Consider the following 15,167-nt stretch of genomic DNA (forward strand, 5'->3'; position numbering starts at 1 on the left):
CGAAAACTGCAGTGAAGCCGAGACGGGCTATGACGCTTGCCGCTGCTCGCCAGCAAATACTCCTTGCGCCTAGCCGCGAGATTGACCGATCCTGCCACAAGCCATGAGGGTTAGCGTTCAGGCGCACCCGCGCATTCCGCGCACTCGCCCTCCACCTCGATCATCGGATGTCGGGGCCTGAAGCCGGTTGTTTTCGCTGCGCCCCGCAAGCCGCGCGCCACCAGTTCGGAGGCCGCCTCCTGAACCGCGCCACATTGCGCGCAAACCATGAAGACAACCGTTTCGCCTTCTCCGTGCAGATGATCGCAGGCGAAATAGGCCGAGCGGGACGCCAGCCGATGGACGCACCCTGCCTCCTGCAGGAATTCGAGCGCACGATAGACCTGCACGGCCTTGAGCTTTCGCGCATCACTCACTTTCTCTGCGATCTCGTAGGCGCTCATCGGCTTTCCGGACGCCGCAAGCAAGGCAAGCACGCTTTGGCGCATCGGCGTGAACGGCACCCCTTTCGATACCGCGTACGAGCGGGCGCGAGACTCAACTGCATCGCCATCGACGGGGTGACCATGCGTCTCTTCGTGCGCGCAAGTTTCGCGCGGATCTGGCTTGCGATGCATTCGTTCACCTTGACGGTGTAACAGTATAACAGGTATTGTTCTGTTACAACATTACACCCAGGATCGTTCATGACCAAGTCCCAAACAGGGAACGACGCCCTGCTCCCCGACTCTATTCCGTCCCGATTCTTCAGCGGCGGAAAGAGGGCCGTGGGCCAGATCATTCTTGGGATTGACTTCAGGTCCAAGCGCCGAGAGCGAATTTACGACGCAGACAAGGTCTGGTCCGGAGAACATACGATCCTGGACTACACAGAGATCTAGGGCGATTGCGCCGCGGAATTGATCCCCGACCACATGCAAAGCCACCTTCGGACAAGCAGGTGACGTGTAGGAAGCGCTCCCCTCCGCAGCAAAACGACGCGACGACTACAGGCGAATATGCCCGTGAACCGGTACCAATGCGGAACTGGTTCAACTCGATATGCCCGATAACGAATGAGCAGCCCTCGGCCCGGACTGAGGCGCCTCCTTTTCCGTAGCTCCTTTCGCGCGATCTTGACTGTTATGTTATAACATTACATATTCCGCTATAACGGTTCAGGCTGAAGCGAGCATCGCATGGACGCGATCATCAGGAGACCAGGCACAGCGTTCGGCCAATCCGTGCGCCTTTTGCTGAGGATACCCGTTACGACCTTGGCAATCTGGGCTGCGCGGCCAACGCGTCCACCTCTGCTCGGGCTCCTGCGACTGCGGTTCCGCAGCATCGGAAAGCCTCCGGGTTCGGTCGGCGACCACAGCGCTCGATCCCTCGCCAAGACCTGTCCCGAGCCACCCCTCATCGAACACTCGGAACAACGAGAATGCGACAGCTCCATGCTCAACAAGATAAGGACAGTCTTGCTTGCGGGACTCCTCTCGCTGTCACCACTTGATGCTGGCGCCGCGTCGGCCAAGAAGCTCAATGTGGTCGCCAGCTTTTCGATTATTGGTGACTTTGCACGTCATGTGGGCGGAGACCGTATCGATGTCAGGTCACTCGTCGGGGCAAACGGCGATCCGCATGTTTACGAGCCCAGGCCCGCGGACGTCCGAACTATTGCTGCCGCCGATATCGTGCTCGTCAATGGCCTTCAGTTCGAAGGCTTTTTGAGACGTCTTATCGAAGCGAGCGGAACAAAGGCGTCGGTTGTCGAGCTTACGAAAGGAGTCCAGCCGCTCAAGAGCACCGAGCAAGCGCACGACCGCGAGCGATCTGGCCATCACCATCATCACGGCGACTATGATCCCCATGCGTGGCAAGCGGTTCCGAATGCCCGGATCTACGTCAAGAATATCGCAGACGCGTTCTGTTCGATCGATCCACCCGGCTGCAAGACGTATGAGGCAAATGCCAAAGCCTATGATTCAACTCTCAGTGCACTCGATGACGAGATCAGAGCGACGATCGCACCCATCCCGCCCCACAAGCGCGTTGTCATCACCGCGCATGACGCATTCGGCTACTTCGCTCACGAATACGGTTTGACATTCCTCGCGCCAGAAGGCGTCTCAACAGACACCGAGACGTCAGCGTCCGGCATCGCCAGTCTCATCCGACAAATCAAGCGCGATAACATCGCCGCGGTCTTCGTAGAGAACATCACCGATCCCCGTCTCGTCCAGCGTATTGCCGCGGAAACAGGGTTGAAGATGGCCGGAGAGCTCTACTCCGATGCTCTGTCCCGACCCGACGGGCCGGCGGCCACCTACGTCGACATGATGAAGCATAACGCCTCGACAATCCGGAAAGCCATCGCGCCTGGTGTCCCATGATCGAATGCGTCTTGTTCGGAATGCGAATGCTGTCTTGAGAGGAAAGATTCGATGGCCAGAGTTCAAACCGGTGGTACCGTTGTCCTTCTGACGACACTCGCCCTCACCTGCGCTGCTTTGGCTGGTGAGAAAACGGCGTGGCGCCTGTTTGTTTCCGATCATTCCGAGTCAATTGTGCATGTCGTCGATCTCCTCACGCAGGAGAAGATCGAAACCTTTGCGACCAAAGCGCCAGCTCGTCTCTATCGCAGCAAGACCGGCCGGACGGTCCTTGCCGTGCAGAGAGGTGCGGACTTGGTCACAGCGATCGATAGTGGCATATCATTTGAAGATCATGGCGATCACGGCGACATCAAAGTCAAGGCGCCGCGATTGCTTGGCGTTGAGATCGCGGGCAAGCAGCCATCGCACGTGGTCGAGTAGGGTGGTGAGATCGCGATCTTCTTCGACGGCGAGGGCCGCGCTCGAATCGCATCTGAAAGGATGATCCAGGAATCGAAGCCTGTTCTGCGCGAAGCCGCGCCGGGGGTGCCTCACCATGGGGTAGCGGTTGCGAATGATCGCTACACGCTCATTTCCGAGCCTAACGCTCAGAACTCAGACGAATTGCCCATCGGCATCAAGATCGTCGACAAGTCCGGCGCGCAAATCGGCGGCGTTCATTCGTGCCCGGACCTGCACGGCGAAGCAACATCGGGAAACATCCTTGCTTTCAGTTGCGCTAGCGGACTTCTCGTTGTCAGCATGGATGTGTCCACGCCGCAGATTAAGCACCTTCCCTACGCCGCGGCGCTGCCAAGCGGCAAGACGACCACCATGCTCGGCGGACGAGGCTTGCAATACTTCCTTGGCAATTACGGTTCTGACAAGGTCGTTCTGATAGATCCGGCTGAAGCGGAGCCTTTCCGCCTCGTGACATTGCCAATGCGGCGGGTCGATTTTGCCGTCGATCCAGTCCGCGCAAGATTCGCATACGTCTTCACGGAGGATGGACGATTGCGTCGATTGGACATTATCGCGGGAGAGATTGACGGATCGCTACGAGTAACCGAGCCCTATTCCATGGACGGTCATTGGAATGATCCGCGACCGCGGTTGGCGGTCGCTGGTGACAAAATCGCAGTCACCGATCCGTCAAGAGGCGTCATTTCGCTCGTCGATGCAACGAGCCTCACGAAAACCAGCGAAATTGCCCTCGGCGGGAGACCCTTCAATATAATTGCGGTGGGCGGATCAGGTCAGAGTCATGACGATGAGTAGTCACGGTATCCTACGGCCATGGTCATCGCTCCGATTGAAAGACAGGAAGGCTTCTAATGAAGCGAGGAGTCTTTGCGGAGCGCGGAGACATCCGCGTCAAGTGCAAATGCGTCGACAAGAGAGATGATCCGTTGCGGTCGAGATTGCACCTTCTGAAGATCGCCGGCCTCGGTATAATAACCATCTTGTCCAGTTCAGGCCCGGCTTTTGCGGTGGGGCAATCGTCGGCCCCGCCGGCTTGGTTGCAGGCCCACGTCGGCGACCGCGAAGGTCAAATCGCACGAGTGGTCTTGGAGAGAGCTCGCGCGCTGTACCTGAAAAAAGTGCGTGATGGCGCGGTCAGAAGTCCCTGCTACTTCGCGATGGATGCCACGCGGCCCAACTATGCAAGTGAACGCACATTGGGGCGCCGGTTTTACATTATCTGCGAAGCCGACCGGTCGTTCCGTGCAATTTCGGCGGGTCACGGCAGCGGTCACGATTTGAAAGGCATCGTGGATTTTGCAAATGGGAGGCGCTGCGCGAAGAACTTCGGCAAATTCCAATCTGACAACCGGTGGTGCGTATGTGACGGGCGAGACGAAAACATCCTTCAAAGGATATTACCGGGTTTCGACAAGGCGAGACGCCGTTTTGGTACGCTCGTTCGTTCAGTTTGACGGCGAAGGCGAGACCGCAAATGCCAGACAGCGCGCGATCGGCGGACATGCAGCCGTATCGTTAAAGGGCGTATGTCGTCGAAAGGATCCACACAGCCCACACGCAAACCACGACGGTTACGTTCCGTTTGGAACGCTGGTGGATTACTCTGCAGGCCGTAGCAATGGTTGCACCAGTTGGTCACCGTCGGACGCCCGGCAAATCATCCCGATGTTGAAAGACAATCCGAGCACGATCTACATTTATCCTGAATCATACGATATCGAAGCCATCGGTAAAGCCGTTGCTACTGGGCAGTTGCCATCGAGCCGGGGATTATATTGGAACGCATCCTGCTTGAAAGAAATTGGCTCTCCGAAATTTTGGTCAAAAGAGGGTCTCGAGCCAATCCTTGCTCAGTACAAGAAGGATCATCCGGTGCCGTCGCCGCGGCCGGCGCCGATCTGCAAGGAGCCGTGAAATTTATCCCTCATCGCTGGTCGTGACGGATGAGCGTTGCAGAGTTTTCAGCATTCTATCCATCAACGGGCAGCGGAATGTGCCATTCGGAATGAAGCAACGAAAAGACGATTTTAGACGAGCAATATCAACTGGCTGGGGCGGGAGGGATCGAACCTCCGAATGGCGGAATCAAAATCAGTTTGATTATCGAGTGATTTCAAGGGGCGTTTGGAAAAAATGGCCAGAATGGCCTCCAGCAAACTCAATAGCTTAGCAGCCGTTTCCAAACAAAAAGCAGGCCGCCACACGGGAATCCGTCGTGGCAAATCTGGTGGCGAATTGCGCCGACGTGCTCAAGAGCTTGGGTATCGTAACAGCTGCCCTCCGAAGGCAAAGGTCCGAAATCGCTCTAAAGGCGGAAGACCCGCGCGGCGTTGCCGCCGAGAACTGCTGCCTTGATCTCTTCGGTAAGGCCTAGCGCATCGAGCCTTCGGCGTCAGTTGGAACGCCAGGCCGCAGCCACCGGGCGACCGGCCTGCAGCCACGCATAAGTGTCGTCAAGCGCACGTCGGGCGCGCGCATACATCTCGCCGATCTCGGCCCCGGTGATGATCATCGGCGGGCAGAAGTTCACCGTGTCTCCGAGCGCACGCGTGATCAGACCATGCTTGAGGGCCCGTTCTCCGACGTGAGCCGCAACGCCCCAGGACGGGTTGAAAATCTCCTTCGACTCTTTGTTGCTGACCAGTTCAAGCGCGCCGATGAGTCCGGCGCCGCGGGCGTTGCCGACCAATGGATGATCCGCGAAGGACTTAAGGCCCGACTGGAACTCGCCCATGATCGAACGGACGTGGTTCACGATGTCTCGTTCTTCATAGATTTTGAGAGTCTCCAGCGCCACTGCGGTGGCAACCGGATGGCCGCCATAGGTGAAGCCGTGGCCAAGTGTTCCTATCTTTCCGCTTGCGTCGCGAACTGCCGAATAGACCCTTTCATTGATCATCACGGCAGCGATCGGCTGATAGGCGGCCGAGAGCTGCTTCGCCATCGTGATAACATCCGGCTTGAGATCGAACGTCTCACATCCGAACATGTTGCCGGTCCTTCCGAACCCGCAGATGACCTCGTCCGCGATCAACAGGATCTCGTACTTGCGCAAGATTGCCTGGATCTTTTCATAATAGGTCGGCGGCGGCACGATGCATCCACCCGACGCCATCAACGGTTCGGCGAAGAATGCCGCAACCGTCTCTGGACCTTCCTTCTGGATCAGTTGCTCCAGCGCATCGGCGCAGCGCGTGGCGAAAGCCTCTTCGTCTTCGCCGGGATTCGCGTATCGGTAGTGAAGTGGGCACTCAGTGTGCAAGATGCGGTCCATCGGAAGATCGAAATCCCGATGATTATTGACGAGACCCGTGAGGCTCGCCGACGCGATCGTCACGCCGTGGTAGGCGCGCATACGAGAGATGATCTTCTTCTTGGCCGGCCTGCCGATGGAGTTGTGGTAATACCATGCGAGCTTGATCGCTGTATCGTTTGCTTCCGATCCGGAATTGGCAAAGAACACCTTGCTCATCGGCACAGGCGAGAGATCGACCAGCCGTTCGGCCAATTCGACCGCCGTATCGTGTGATTTGCCGCCGAAGCTGTGATAAAACGGCAACTTCTGCATCTGGCGATGCGCGGCGTCCACCAGCCGCTGCTCGCTGAAGCCAAGCGAAGCGCAGAACAAGCCGGCCAGCCCCTCGATGTAGCGATTGCCTTCGTTGTCGACGACATAGATCCCGTCTCCGCGTTCGATCATCATCGGACCTACTTGTTCATGGGCGACCGCATTCGTGTAGGGATGCAGCACACGCGCCACGTCGCGCGCCTCGATCGAATTGGGACGAATGCTCACTTTCAGCTCTCCTGATTGGTTGGCTCGCACGAGCGTCCGGATGCGTCGCTGGCCGATACTCCTCGCATTTCTATCTGGCCCCGGCCGGTCGCCCGACCTCAATCCCCGGGCCGTTGGGCCCGTTCGTGCACCATATTGGCAAGAACATCCGCGCCCGCCTTGGCGTGATCGGGTTCGCACCACTCGAACTCGCTGTGCGAAACACCGTCGCGGCACGGCACGAAGATCAGCGCTGTTGGACACACCACATGCATGTTGAGCGCATCATGCGCGGTCCATGTCGGCAGCCGCATCGACGTGTAGCCGAGTTGCCTGGAGGCCTTTTCAGTCATCTCGACGAGTTCGCTCGGAAATTCGAAGCGGTCACGCTGCGGATTGCGCCGGAACGACACGCTCAATCGATGCTCTCGCCCAACCATCTCGACCAACTGTTCGATGCTGTCGAGAATGCCGTCGCGCCCGCCCGCTTCGGCGTGCACCGTCAAAAACTGAACGACGGCCTTGTGCGGGATATTGATGCGATTGTTCGGCCAGATATCGATGACCGTCGCACTGGCCATCCCATGCGGCTCTTGGGCCATGCCGATTTGTTCGATTTCCTGCACTATTTTCGCAGCACCGACCAGGGCATTGCGTCGTTTCGACATTCGGGTGGTCTGAGAGTGGCCGTTCTCGCCGAGAATCTCGATGACGCCGCCGCCTTGGTAGGAGGTGTGCGTCACCGCACCGATCTGGACGCCGGCGGCCTCGAGAACCGGCCCTTGCTCGATATGCAATTCGATGTAGCTGTCTACGGGACGCTGTCCTACCTCCGCCTCGCCCGCATATCCGATGCGCTTGAGCTCATCGCCCATGAAGATGCCGGCCCGGTCGCGGGTGGCGAGCAGAGCCTCCAGTGTAGTTCGGCCTGCAAACAGGTTCGAGCCGACGACCCCCGGCGGAAAACGCGCCCCCTCCTCATTCGTCCAGTTCACAACCTCGATGGGACGGCGAGTCCGAATGCCGGCACGGTCGAGCGTTCGCACGACTTCCAAACCGGCCAAAACCCCCAAGACGCCGTCGAACTTCCCGCCAGGCGCCTGAGTGTCGAGGTGACTGCCCACCATGACCGGCGGCAGGTTGTCATCTATGCCGCTCCGACGTGCGAAGACATTACCGATCTTGTCGATCGTGACAGTCATGCCCGCGTCTTTCACCCAATGCACGAACAGATTGCGTCCATCACGATCGGCATCCGACAGCGCCGTTCGGTACGACCCGCCGTTCGCGGTCGCGCCGATAGCCGCCATTGTCATCAGATCCGACCACAGACGCTCGCCGTCCACTCTGATCATCAGTTGCTTCCGTATTTGCCGTTTCTCAAACGCGATTCGCGGATTCGGTGCCCCACTACTGCGTGGCGAAAGTCTTCGCCGTTTCCTGCTTGAAGATGGACGAGGCTCGTTGAAGCCATAAATCCGCTCGCCGATCGACCTTGTCTCGATCTTCCAGCAAGCTTATCCCCATGCGACATTTTGGTCATGTGACCAGATTTTAGTCAAGCGACCAATTTTGAGCAAGCTACCGACATGCGGCAAGATGCATTTGACAGCCCAACGCACTTCGCAGAAACATCGGATACATGAGAAAGCTGAGGACGAAGAGCGACGTAACGCGTGCCCAAATCATTCAGGGAGCGCTGCAAGCTCTGGAGAAGACCGGCGTTATCGGAACCACCACCAGGAGCATTGCCGCAGAAGCAAATGTTCAGCTTGCGACGCTGCATTATCATTTTGAAAGCAAGAGCACGTTGCTTGTCGCTGTGCTGGAAGCGCTGATCGACGAGATCGCCGAGCGACTGCGGGAAGATCGCGCCGGCACCGAACCTGATCTCGACGATCGCATCGAGCTTCTCATTCACGGCACCTGGCGATCCATCATGCGGTCGCGCGCTCGCCAGATTGTGCAGTACGAGCTGACGCTGTACGCGTTGCGTGAGGGGGCCCAATGGCTCGCTGATCAGCAGTACGAGGCATACCTGCGGCTTTACCGGGATCAACTAACCAGCAAATCCGAAAAGTCGGAACTTTCGACCGCTGGCTATACTTCGCTGGCACGGTTCATACTCGCGGGCATTGACGGCCTCATTCTTCAGGAATTGGTGAAACCAAGCCGCACGCGGTCCAATCAGGTGATCGAGGCGCTCATATTTGGGGCGAAGCAATATTCTCAGCAACTGCGGCAGGAAGCATTGATGGTTATTCGCTAGCTCCAACCCCAATGGGTCTCGGCTTCGAACGTTCGACAGCACCTCAGACGGTAAGCTCCCGACCCATCGCGCATGGTTATTCGCTGTAATACCCTATTGTACGATGAGTGCGTAACAGACCAGCCCGCGTAGCCTCCGCGGCATATGTTGGGATTAAAGCCACGGAGATAAGCCAATATGGTCGGTGTGATGAGCGACGCCGCTTAGTTCGATTCTGGACCGAGCTTGAGGAGCTCCATTTCCAAACGCGCCCGAAAAATTTGGCGGGAAGAGAGTTGCTTACATAACGAAGCCAGCAGCTTGAGTGCTGGCTGGGGCGGGAGGGATCGAACCTCCGAATGGCGGAATCAAAATCCGCTGCCTTACCGCTTGGCTACGCCCCAACAGGCCGAGGCGGAACGCGCCGGGGATGCCCCGTGCGAACCGGTTCGGACACCGCCGGTCTATAGAGGGACTTCAGCCATTTCAACAGGCTGAAATCTCGAATTTCACCCGAATCCGCCCCGCGGGGGCATGAGCCTTTATATATAGGATATATAGGGACCGTCCGCCGCCGATTTCCGCCGCCCCCGGGCGAGGCGAATACCTCCCGGCGGAGAGTTGAGAGAGCCCCGATTTCGTGGGAAGACGGCGGCAGCTCATTACTCCAAAAGCGAGATTTTCGTCATGACTTACCGCGCGCCGATCTCTGACATCCTGCTCGCGCTCAACCACGGCGCCGGCCTGCAGGCGGCCGTGAAGGCCGGCCATTACGGCGATTTCGACGGCGACATCACCGCGGCCGTGCTGGAGGAGGCCGGAAAATTCGCCGGCGACGTGCTGGCGCCGCTGAACAGGGTGGGCGACGAACACGGCATCAAGCTCGCCGACGACAAAGTGACGACCGCGCCCGGCTGGCCCGATGCCTATCAGCGCTGGATCGCCGCCGGGTGGAACGCGGTGTCGGGCCCGGAATCTTTTGGCGGCCAGGGCCTGCCGATGGCGATCAACGCGGCCTGCACCGAAATCTGGAGCGCGTCGAACATCGCGTTCGGCCTTTGCCCGCTGCTGACGCTCTCCGCCATCGAGGCGCTCGATGCCCATGGCAGCGATGAACTGAAGCAGATCTATCTGGAAAAACTCGTGTCCGGCGAATGGACCGGCACCATGCAGCTCACCGAGCCGCAGGCCGGCTCTGATGTCGGTGCGTTGCGCACCCGCGCCGAGCGCGCTGATGACGGCACCTATCGCATCAAGGGCACGAAAATCTTCATCACCTATGGCGACCACGACATGACCGACAACATCGTGCATTTCGTGCTGGCCCGCCTGCCCGATGCGCCCGCGGGCACGAAGGGCATTTCGCTGTTCCTGATTCCGAAATTCATGGTCAATGCCGACGGCTCGCTGGGCGCGCGTAACGACATCTATCCGTCCGGCGTCGAGCATAAGCTCGGCATGCACGCCTCCCCCACCTGCACCATGACGATGGGCGATCGCGGCGGCGCCATCGGTTACCTGATCGGCGAGGAAAACAAGGGCATGCTCTGCATGTTCACGATGATGAACCAGGCCCGCCTCGGCGTCGGCCTCGAAGGCGTCGGCATTGCCGACCGCGCCTATCAGCAGGCGCTGGCCTTTGCGCAGGAACGCAAACAGGGCCGCGCCGTCGGCAAGAAGGGCGACGGGCTCGACCCGATCATCGTGCATCCCGACGTCAAGCGCATGCTGTTGCAGATGCGTAGCATGACGGCCGCGGCGCGATCGATCTGCTACGCCACGGCTGTCGCGCTCGACATTTCCGTGCGTGCCAAGGACGCCAAGGTGCGGGCTGATGCCGCCGCCCGCGGCGCACTACTGACGCCGATTGCGAAAGCGTTCTCCACCGATATCGGCAACGAGGTGACGTATCTGGGCGTGCAGATCCACGGCGGCATGGGCTTCATCGAGGAGACCGGCGCCGCGCAGCATTATCGCGACGCGCGCATCACCTCGATCTACGAGGGCACCAACGGCATCCAGTCGATCGACCTCGTCACGCGCAAGCTCGCCGCGAACGACGGCGCGTCGGTCTGGGCCCTGCTCGATGAACTGGGCGGCATCGTCAAGCAGGTCGAAGCCTCGAACGATCCGACCTTCGGCACCACCGGCGCCAAGCTGCGCGACGCGCTCGGCTCGCTGGAGCGCGCCAGCAAGTGGCTGCTGGAGCGTGTGGCCTCCGCGCCGAACGACGCGCTCGCCGGCGCCACGCCTTATCTGCGCCTGTTCGGCTCGACGCTCGGCGGCTGCATGCTGGCCGGCGAAGCGCTGGCCGCCAAGGGCAACGGCGAGGCCGGCGGCGATCCGCAGCGCTACGTGACAGTGGCGCGGTTCTTTGCGGAGAACATCACCGTGCAGGCGGGCTCGCTGGAGAAGACGGTGACCGACAGCGCGGAAGCCGTGAACGGCGCGGATGCGGTGCTGCTGGGGTGAGCGTTCGTAGCCAGGTTAGCGACGCGTAACCCGCCACCGCGAGCGCGGCTCGACTTGCCATGCGACGGGTTGCGCTTGCCGCTATCCGCCTCGCTTCGCTGTCATGTCGCACGCCTACGTCGCAGAATGGCACAGCAAGTTCCATGCAGCGCGCGTGGTATTGCAGCAACACCTTGGAAAAAATGGGAGATCCCGTAGTCTCCGGCCGTTGCGCATTCATTTCGCAGTGCGAACAATGAGCGCCGTCGTGTGCTTGGCTGTGTAATTGGGCTCATGCGGAGCCTGGGGAGGCCGGATCATGGACCCATGGCGATTGGCGACGAGGGCGCAGCGCCGAATTAACGCTCTCGCGGGCTTGGCTCTCGCAAGCTGTGTTCTCGCCTGGCTTGCAGGCTTTGGTTCGGCTTCCACCGGGCATATCAGCGCTTCCATCGAGAACGCCGGCGCGAAGTCAATCGTGGAACGCCACGAACCAACTCTCGTCGCAAGCAGCGAGCCCGCGGTCATACCGCAGGCGACCGTCGTGGCGAACGCCGCTATCGGCGATGTCGCGATGGCAACGGCCGCCGAAGCCACGCCACAGAAAGCCACCGACACGACGGCAAGCCTGGATGAGCCGAAATCTTTTGTCGTGGCCTCGCTGCCGGATTCGTCGCAGGTGCTTCCGCCCGAAGCACCGTCCGCCGGGGGCGCGCAGGCGAGCATGCCTGATCCCGCGCCAGAGAAAGCCGCCGATGCGACGGCAAGCCTGGATGAGCCGAAACCGATTGTCGTAGCCACGCTGACCGATCCGTCGCAGGTGTTTCCGCCCGAGGAAGTCACAACGGCGCCCGACACTGCCCTGCCGGCCGTGAGCACCATCGAAATCAACGAGGAATGTCTGGTCGCGGAGATCTGCATCGATCGGTACCTGTGGGCGCTCTACGAACGGGCGCCCAAGATCGATGCCATCAAGGTGCATGAGCGGAGGAAAGTGACGGTCAAGCGGAAGGGCAAGACGGTGACTGTCACCAGGACCTTTACCAGGCGTGTCGACGAGGAGTTCGGCTGGAAAGACCCGAAGGCGGCAGAAAAAGTCGGCATGACGATGATGGACTACGTGATCGGAGGCATGGACCGGAGTTTCAAGCTAAAGCTCTTTCATACGCTCCACGCGGCAGAACAGGCCGGACTGCAGCCCGGCATCACCAGCGCGTTCCGCGACGACTACCGTCAATCGATCGCAACCGGCCTGAAGGCGGCAACCGACCGGTCCTACCACGGCGGCAGTACCCGTGGCGGCTACGGCCGCGGGGTTGCGGCCGATGTGGTGAGCGTCAAGGGCGCTACCCGCGGACAGCGATGGGTCTCTACCGAAAAGCTGTGGAAGTGGATCGACGAGCGCGGCAAGGAGTTTGGAATCGGGCGGCCCTATCTCGACAGGGATCCGCCGCACGTGGCGCCGATCGATGGTCAGGAATATGCCTCTCGCCGCGGCGGAGCGAAAACGCAGGATGCGGCAGCGAAGGTCAAGAAGAGCAACCGGATTGCTGTGCGGGACGACCACAGCAAGGCCAAGGCGAAGCGGAACGACCACAGCAAGGCGAAACAGGCCAAAACCGCTAGGTTGTCACAAGCCAAAACCGCAAGACTGTCGAAGGGACGAACCATGTAGCCGGTTCATGCATGCCCTTCCGGCTCATGGCGGGAGGGCTTGCAAACCTGCCCCTCACGCTCCTGTCAGGAGCGCCTCCATCATACCCATCCTCTCGACCAGGCGGCGAGCCAAGAGTCAGCCCGTGTTCCTGACCGCATTCGCCAGCATGGCGTAAAGCTCGCGCTTGGTGAATTCCCTGGTCGGCGCAGCGATCGGCTTGGGCTTCGACACCACCCTATCCGTCGGCCGGGCACAGGTTGCCGCCAACGCCGGCCGTCGCGTCGGCACAGCCACGATCTTGGGGTTGGCCGTTGGTGGCTTGTGACCCCGCTTGTGGCCCATGCGCTTCAGCTTGGCGCTCACGGCGTTGCGGCTGTAGCCAAGCCGACTTGCGATCTGACCGGCACTGTGGCCCGCGGCCCAGAGTTCTTTGAGCAGTGCTACGTCTTTCGCATCCCAACTCATGGGAGATACTTATACGCCTGATGTCGACAATAGGCTAGTCGTTGCTGATGGTGCGTTGGCCGATGGTTCATCTCGTCGTTAATGCAGCCATCACGTTGGGCAATCGGCTCTGCGGTCGGCTCTCACCTCGGATTGCCAGCTCGCGAAGCGGACGCAGCGACCGTCAAGGCGATCGCTGCGGGATCGCAGCAGAGCACCATCAACAATATCAGCCATCGCACCGCGACTTCGGGCGCGGCGCCGACCATCATCGCAAGATACTGGATCGGGCCTGCAGACGCCTCGATGCGGGAACGTTCACCGGCCAGCGCCGCGCGTTCGGTCTGCAATCCAACCAGCGTTGCGGTTGCCGCCTGCCGCTGCGTATCCAACCCATCCCGCGTCGCCCGCTCCTGCGTTGCGATGTTGATCGCCCGGGTCACCCGGCCGCGCCGTGTCGACTCGTCGACCGCCCGGTCGATTTGCGCGATGCGGTTGGCCAGGTCGGCAACGGCAGCCGTTTGCGCCGTGACGCGGGCGTCGAGCGCTTCCAGGCGCTCGGTGACGCCGGAACGCGACGTGGCCGCGACGCTGACATGCGCCTCGACCAGCTTGCCGAACACCCCGGCGGCATTGATGAGCGCGAGGCCGGCAACGAGGGCCACCATAACGAAGCGCATTTTCCAGTTGGTCCGGCGCCAATGCGCCGCCAGCCATCCGGCGATCACGAGCTTGCCGGCTTCCATGGTGGCGGCGAGCACCATGACCGCCACCGGCGCACCGGGAAATATCTCGGCCATGCCCGCGACTGAAAAATAGGCAGCCACCGTCGCCAGTGCGAGTGCTGCAACAAGGGCAAAGGCGCGGCTGGTGCGAGCGCGTTCCGGCGTGGCGGGAACGGCCTCCGGCACGATGGGTGCGACGGAAACGGTCAGCGGCTCAAGCGGCGCGTTGGGCGCCTCTGGCTCGACGTTGGCCTCGGCGATCTTGGCCTCGGCGATCTTGGTCTCGGTCGTCTTGGCCTTGGCTGTCCTGGCTGCCTTAGCCTTGGTGCCTTTGGCGGCCTTTGATGCCGGAGAGGCGCGGCCACGCTTCGTCGCCGGCAACGGCGCCTCGCCAGATGATTCAACGCTGGCATCTTCCGCATGTGCCGCCACTAATCGAGGCGTGCGATTTGCATTGGCCCAGGCGTCAAGCTGATGCCTGATGCGCACAGCATCGCTGTCGCCCTCGTTAAGTTCGGTCGCGGAGATCGCTTGAGTGGTTGCACGGCCTGTCATGTGGCACCCTGCCTCGTAGCGGCAAAAGCCAGCTTCTCCTCGGCGAAGAACTGGAGTGTGCCGTAACCTTCCGTGTCGACGGCATATCTGAAGCCTCCGTCAACGGCCGGAAACACGGCGACCACCGTGCCCGACTCGTGATCGTTGGCAACGTTTTCGACCTGCTCGCCAACCGCAAACTTTGCCATCGAAAACTCCTTTTCGGATTCGTCGATGCGATTATATCTCCACGAGCAGGCCGTAGCTTGTTAACGATGGACCTTCCGGAATTTAGGACGATGGTTGTTGCACTAATGTCTCATCCTGCTCTCTAGCGGGAACCGCGGCACGTCTGCAGCGTGAAACAAACATGGCGCGATGTCCTGATTGAGTCTGAAATGCGCATCGACGACGAAATCAACCGGACAATCTGAAGTGGCGAGTTCGCATCCTCGTCCTTCGAGTGTGCCGGTTTGTAGGATGGGTGGAGCGC

General features: G+C 60.3%; 12 protein-coding genes, 1 tRNA gene and 1 pseudogene. 7 read left to right on the forward strand and 7 right to left on the reverse strand.

The window, feature by feature from the left end:
- Positions 1 to 110 precede the first annotated feature (110 nt).
- Positions 111 to 617: a Fur family transcriptional regulator gene (locus tag V1279_RS24560; protein ID WP_334441112.1), complete on the reverse strand. Its 507-nt coding sequence runs from the start codon at positions 615 to 617 to the stop codon at positions 111 to 113.
- Between the two features lie 819 nt (positions 618 to 1,436).
- Between V1279_RS24560 and aztC the strand changes: the two genes are divergently transcribed.
- The 4 genes and pseudogenes from aztC (at position 1,437) to V1279_RS24580 (ending at position 4,754) form a co-directional block, all read left to right on the forward strand.
- A complete protein-coding gene (aztC, locus tag V1279_RS24565) occupies positions 1,437 to 2,375 on the forward strand; it encodes a zinc ABC transporter substrate-binding protein AztC (RefSeq protein WP_334441114.1) in 939 nt (312 codons plus the stop codon).
- Between the two features lie 51 nt (positions 2,376 to 2,426).
- The gene (locus V1279_RS24570) at positions 2,427 to 2,798 is read left to right on the forward strand and encodes a hypothetical protein (RefSeq protein ID WP_334441117.1); all 372 of its coding nucleotides are present in this window, start codon (positions 2,427 to 2,429) and stop codon (positions 2,796 to 2,798) included.
- A gap of 60 nt (positions 2,799 to 2,858) precedes the next feature.
- Positions 2,859 to 3,635, forward strand: a complete 777-nt coding sequence (locus tag V1279_RS24575; protein WP_334441119.1) for a hypothetical protein — start codon at positions 2,859 to 2,861, stop codon at positions 3,633 to 3,635.
- Positions 3,636 to 3,766: 131 nt separating this feature from the next.
- A pseudogene (locus V1279_RS24580) lies at positions 3,767 to 4,754 on the forward strand (hypothetical protein).
- A 478-nt stretch (positions 4,755 to 5,232) separates the two neighbouring features.
- On the opposite strand, the gene V1279_RS24585 reads toward V1279_RS24580, so the two are convergent.
- Positions 5,233 to 6,636: an aspartate aminotransferase family protein gene (locus V1279_RS24585; RefSeq protein WP_334441121.1), complete on the reverse strand. Its 1,404-nt coding sequence runs from the start codon at positions 6,634 to 6,636 to the stop codon at positions 5,233 to 5,235.
- Between the two features lie 98 nt (positions 6,637 to 6,734).
- Positions 6,735 to 7,970 (reverse strand): allantoate amidohydrolase, encoded by a 1,236-nt coding sequence (locus V1279_RS24590; protein WP_334441124.1) that lies wholly within the window; start codon positions 7,968 to 7,970, stop codon positions 6,735 to 6,737.
- Positions 7,971 to 8,257: 287 nt separating this feature from the next.
- On the opposite strand from V1279_RS24590, the gene V1279_RS24595 reads away from it, so the two are divergent.
- A complete protein-coding gene (locus tag V1279_RS24595) occupies positions 8,258 to 8,884 on the forward strand; it encodes a TetR/AcrR family transcriptional regulator (protein WP_334441126.1) in 627 nt (208 codons plus the stop codon).
- A 308-nt stretch (positions 8,885 to 9,192) separates the two neighbouring features.
- Here V1279_RS24595 and V1279_RS24600 read toward each other — a convergent pair.
- A tRNA-Gln gene (locus V1279_RS24600) sits at positions 9,193 to 9,267 on the reverse strand.
- A 283-nt stretch (positions 9,268 to 9,550) separates the two neighbouring features.
- Here V1279_RS24600 and V1279_RS24605 point away from each other — a divergent pair.
- Positions 9,551 to 11,335, forward strand: a complete 1,785-nt coding sequence (locus V1279_RS24605; RefSeq protein ID WP_334441128.1) for an acyl-CoA dehydrogenase — start codon at positions 9,551 to 9,553, stop codon at positions 11,333 to 11,335.
- Positions 11,336 to 11,792: 457 nt separating this feature from the next.
- Entirely contained in the window at positions 11,793 to 12,989 is a 1,197-nt protein-coding gene (locus V1279_RS24610; protein WP_334441130.1) for a hypothetical protein, read from the forward strand.
- Positions 12,990 to 13,106: 117 nt separating this feature from the next.
- Here V1279_RS24610 and V1279_RS24615 read toward each other — a convergent pair whose 3' ends face one another.
- The 3 genes from V1279_RS24615 to V1279_RS24625 form a co-directional block, all read right to left on the reverse strand.
- Complete coding sequence (locus V1279_RS24615; RefSeq protein WP_334441132.1) at positions 13,107 to 13,436, reverse strand: GcrA family cell cycle regulator; 330 nt, start codon at positions 13,434 to 13,436, stop codon at positions 13,107 to 13,109.
- A gap of 122 nt (positions 13,437 to 13,558) precedes the next feature.
- Positions 13,559 to 14,695 carry a hypothetical protein gene (locus V1279_RS24620; protein WP_334441134.1) on the reverse strand — a complete coding sequence of 379 codons (1,137 nt, stop codon included), beginning with the start codon at positions 14,693 to 14,695 and terminating at the stop codon, positions 13,559 to 13,561.
- Positions 14,692 to 14,883, reverse strand: a complete 192-nt coding sequence (locus tag V1279_RS24625) for a hypothetical protein (protein WP_334441137.1) — start codon at positions 14,881 to 14,883, stop codon at positions 14,692 to 14,694. Before V1279_RS24625 ends, V1279_RS24620 begins: the two co-directional genes overlap by 4 nt.
- Positions 14,884 to 15,167: the final 284 nt, after the last annotated feature.

Source organism: Bradyrhizobium sp. AZCC 1610 (assembly GCF_036924515.1).
Taxonomy (GTDB): domain Bacteria; phylum Pseudomonadota; class Alphaproteobacteria; order Rhizobiales; family Xanthobacteraceae; genus Bradyrhizobium.

What these genes read in the sequence shown, in the direction of transcription:
- V1279_RS24560 (WP_334441112.1), bottom strand. Translation starts at nt 617, where the DNA reads ATGCATCGCAAGCCAGATCCGCGCGAAACTTGCGCGCACGAAGAGACG.
- aztC (WP_334441114.1), top strand. Translation starts at nt 1,437, where the DNA reads ATGCTCAACAAGATAAGGACAGTCTTGCTTGCGGGACTCCTCTCGCTG.
- V1279_RS24570 (WP_334441117.1), top strand. Translation starts at nt 2,427, where the DNA reads ATGGCCAGAGTTCAAACCGGTGGTACCGTTGTCCTTCTGACGACACTC.
- V1279_RS24575 (WP_334441119.1), top strand. Translation starts at nt 2,859, where the DNA reads ATGATCCAGGAATCGAAGCCTGTTCTGCGCGAAGCCGCGCCGGGGGTG.
- V1279_RS24590 (WP_334441124.1), bottom strand. Translation starts at nt 7,970, where the DNA reads ATGATCAGAGTGGACGGCGAGCGTCTGTGGTCGGATCTGATGACAATG.
- V1279_RS24595 (WP_334441126.1), top strand. Translation starts at nt 8,258, where the DNA reads ATGAGAAAGCTGAGGACGAAGAGCGACGTAACGCGTGCCCAAATCATT.
- V1279_RS24605 (WP_334441128.1), top strand. Translation starts at nt 9,551, where the DNA reads ATGACTTACCGCGCGCCGATCTCTGACATCCTGCTCGCGCTCAACCAC.
- V1279_RS24615 (WP_334441132.1), bottom strand. Translation starts at nt 13,436, where the DNA reads ATGAGTTGGGATGCGAAAGACGTAGCACTGCTCAAAGAACTCTGGGCC.
- V1279_RS24620 (WP_334441134.1), bottom strand. Translation starts at nt 14,695, where the DNA reads ATGACAGGCCGTGCAACCACTCAAGCGATCTCCGCGACCGAACTTAAC.
- V1279_RS24625 (WP_334441137.1), bottom strand. Translation starts at nt 14,883, where the DNA reads ATGGCAAAGTTTGCGGTTGGCGAGCAGGTCGAAAACGTTGCCAACGAT.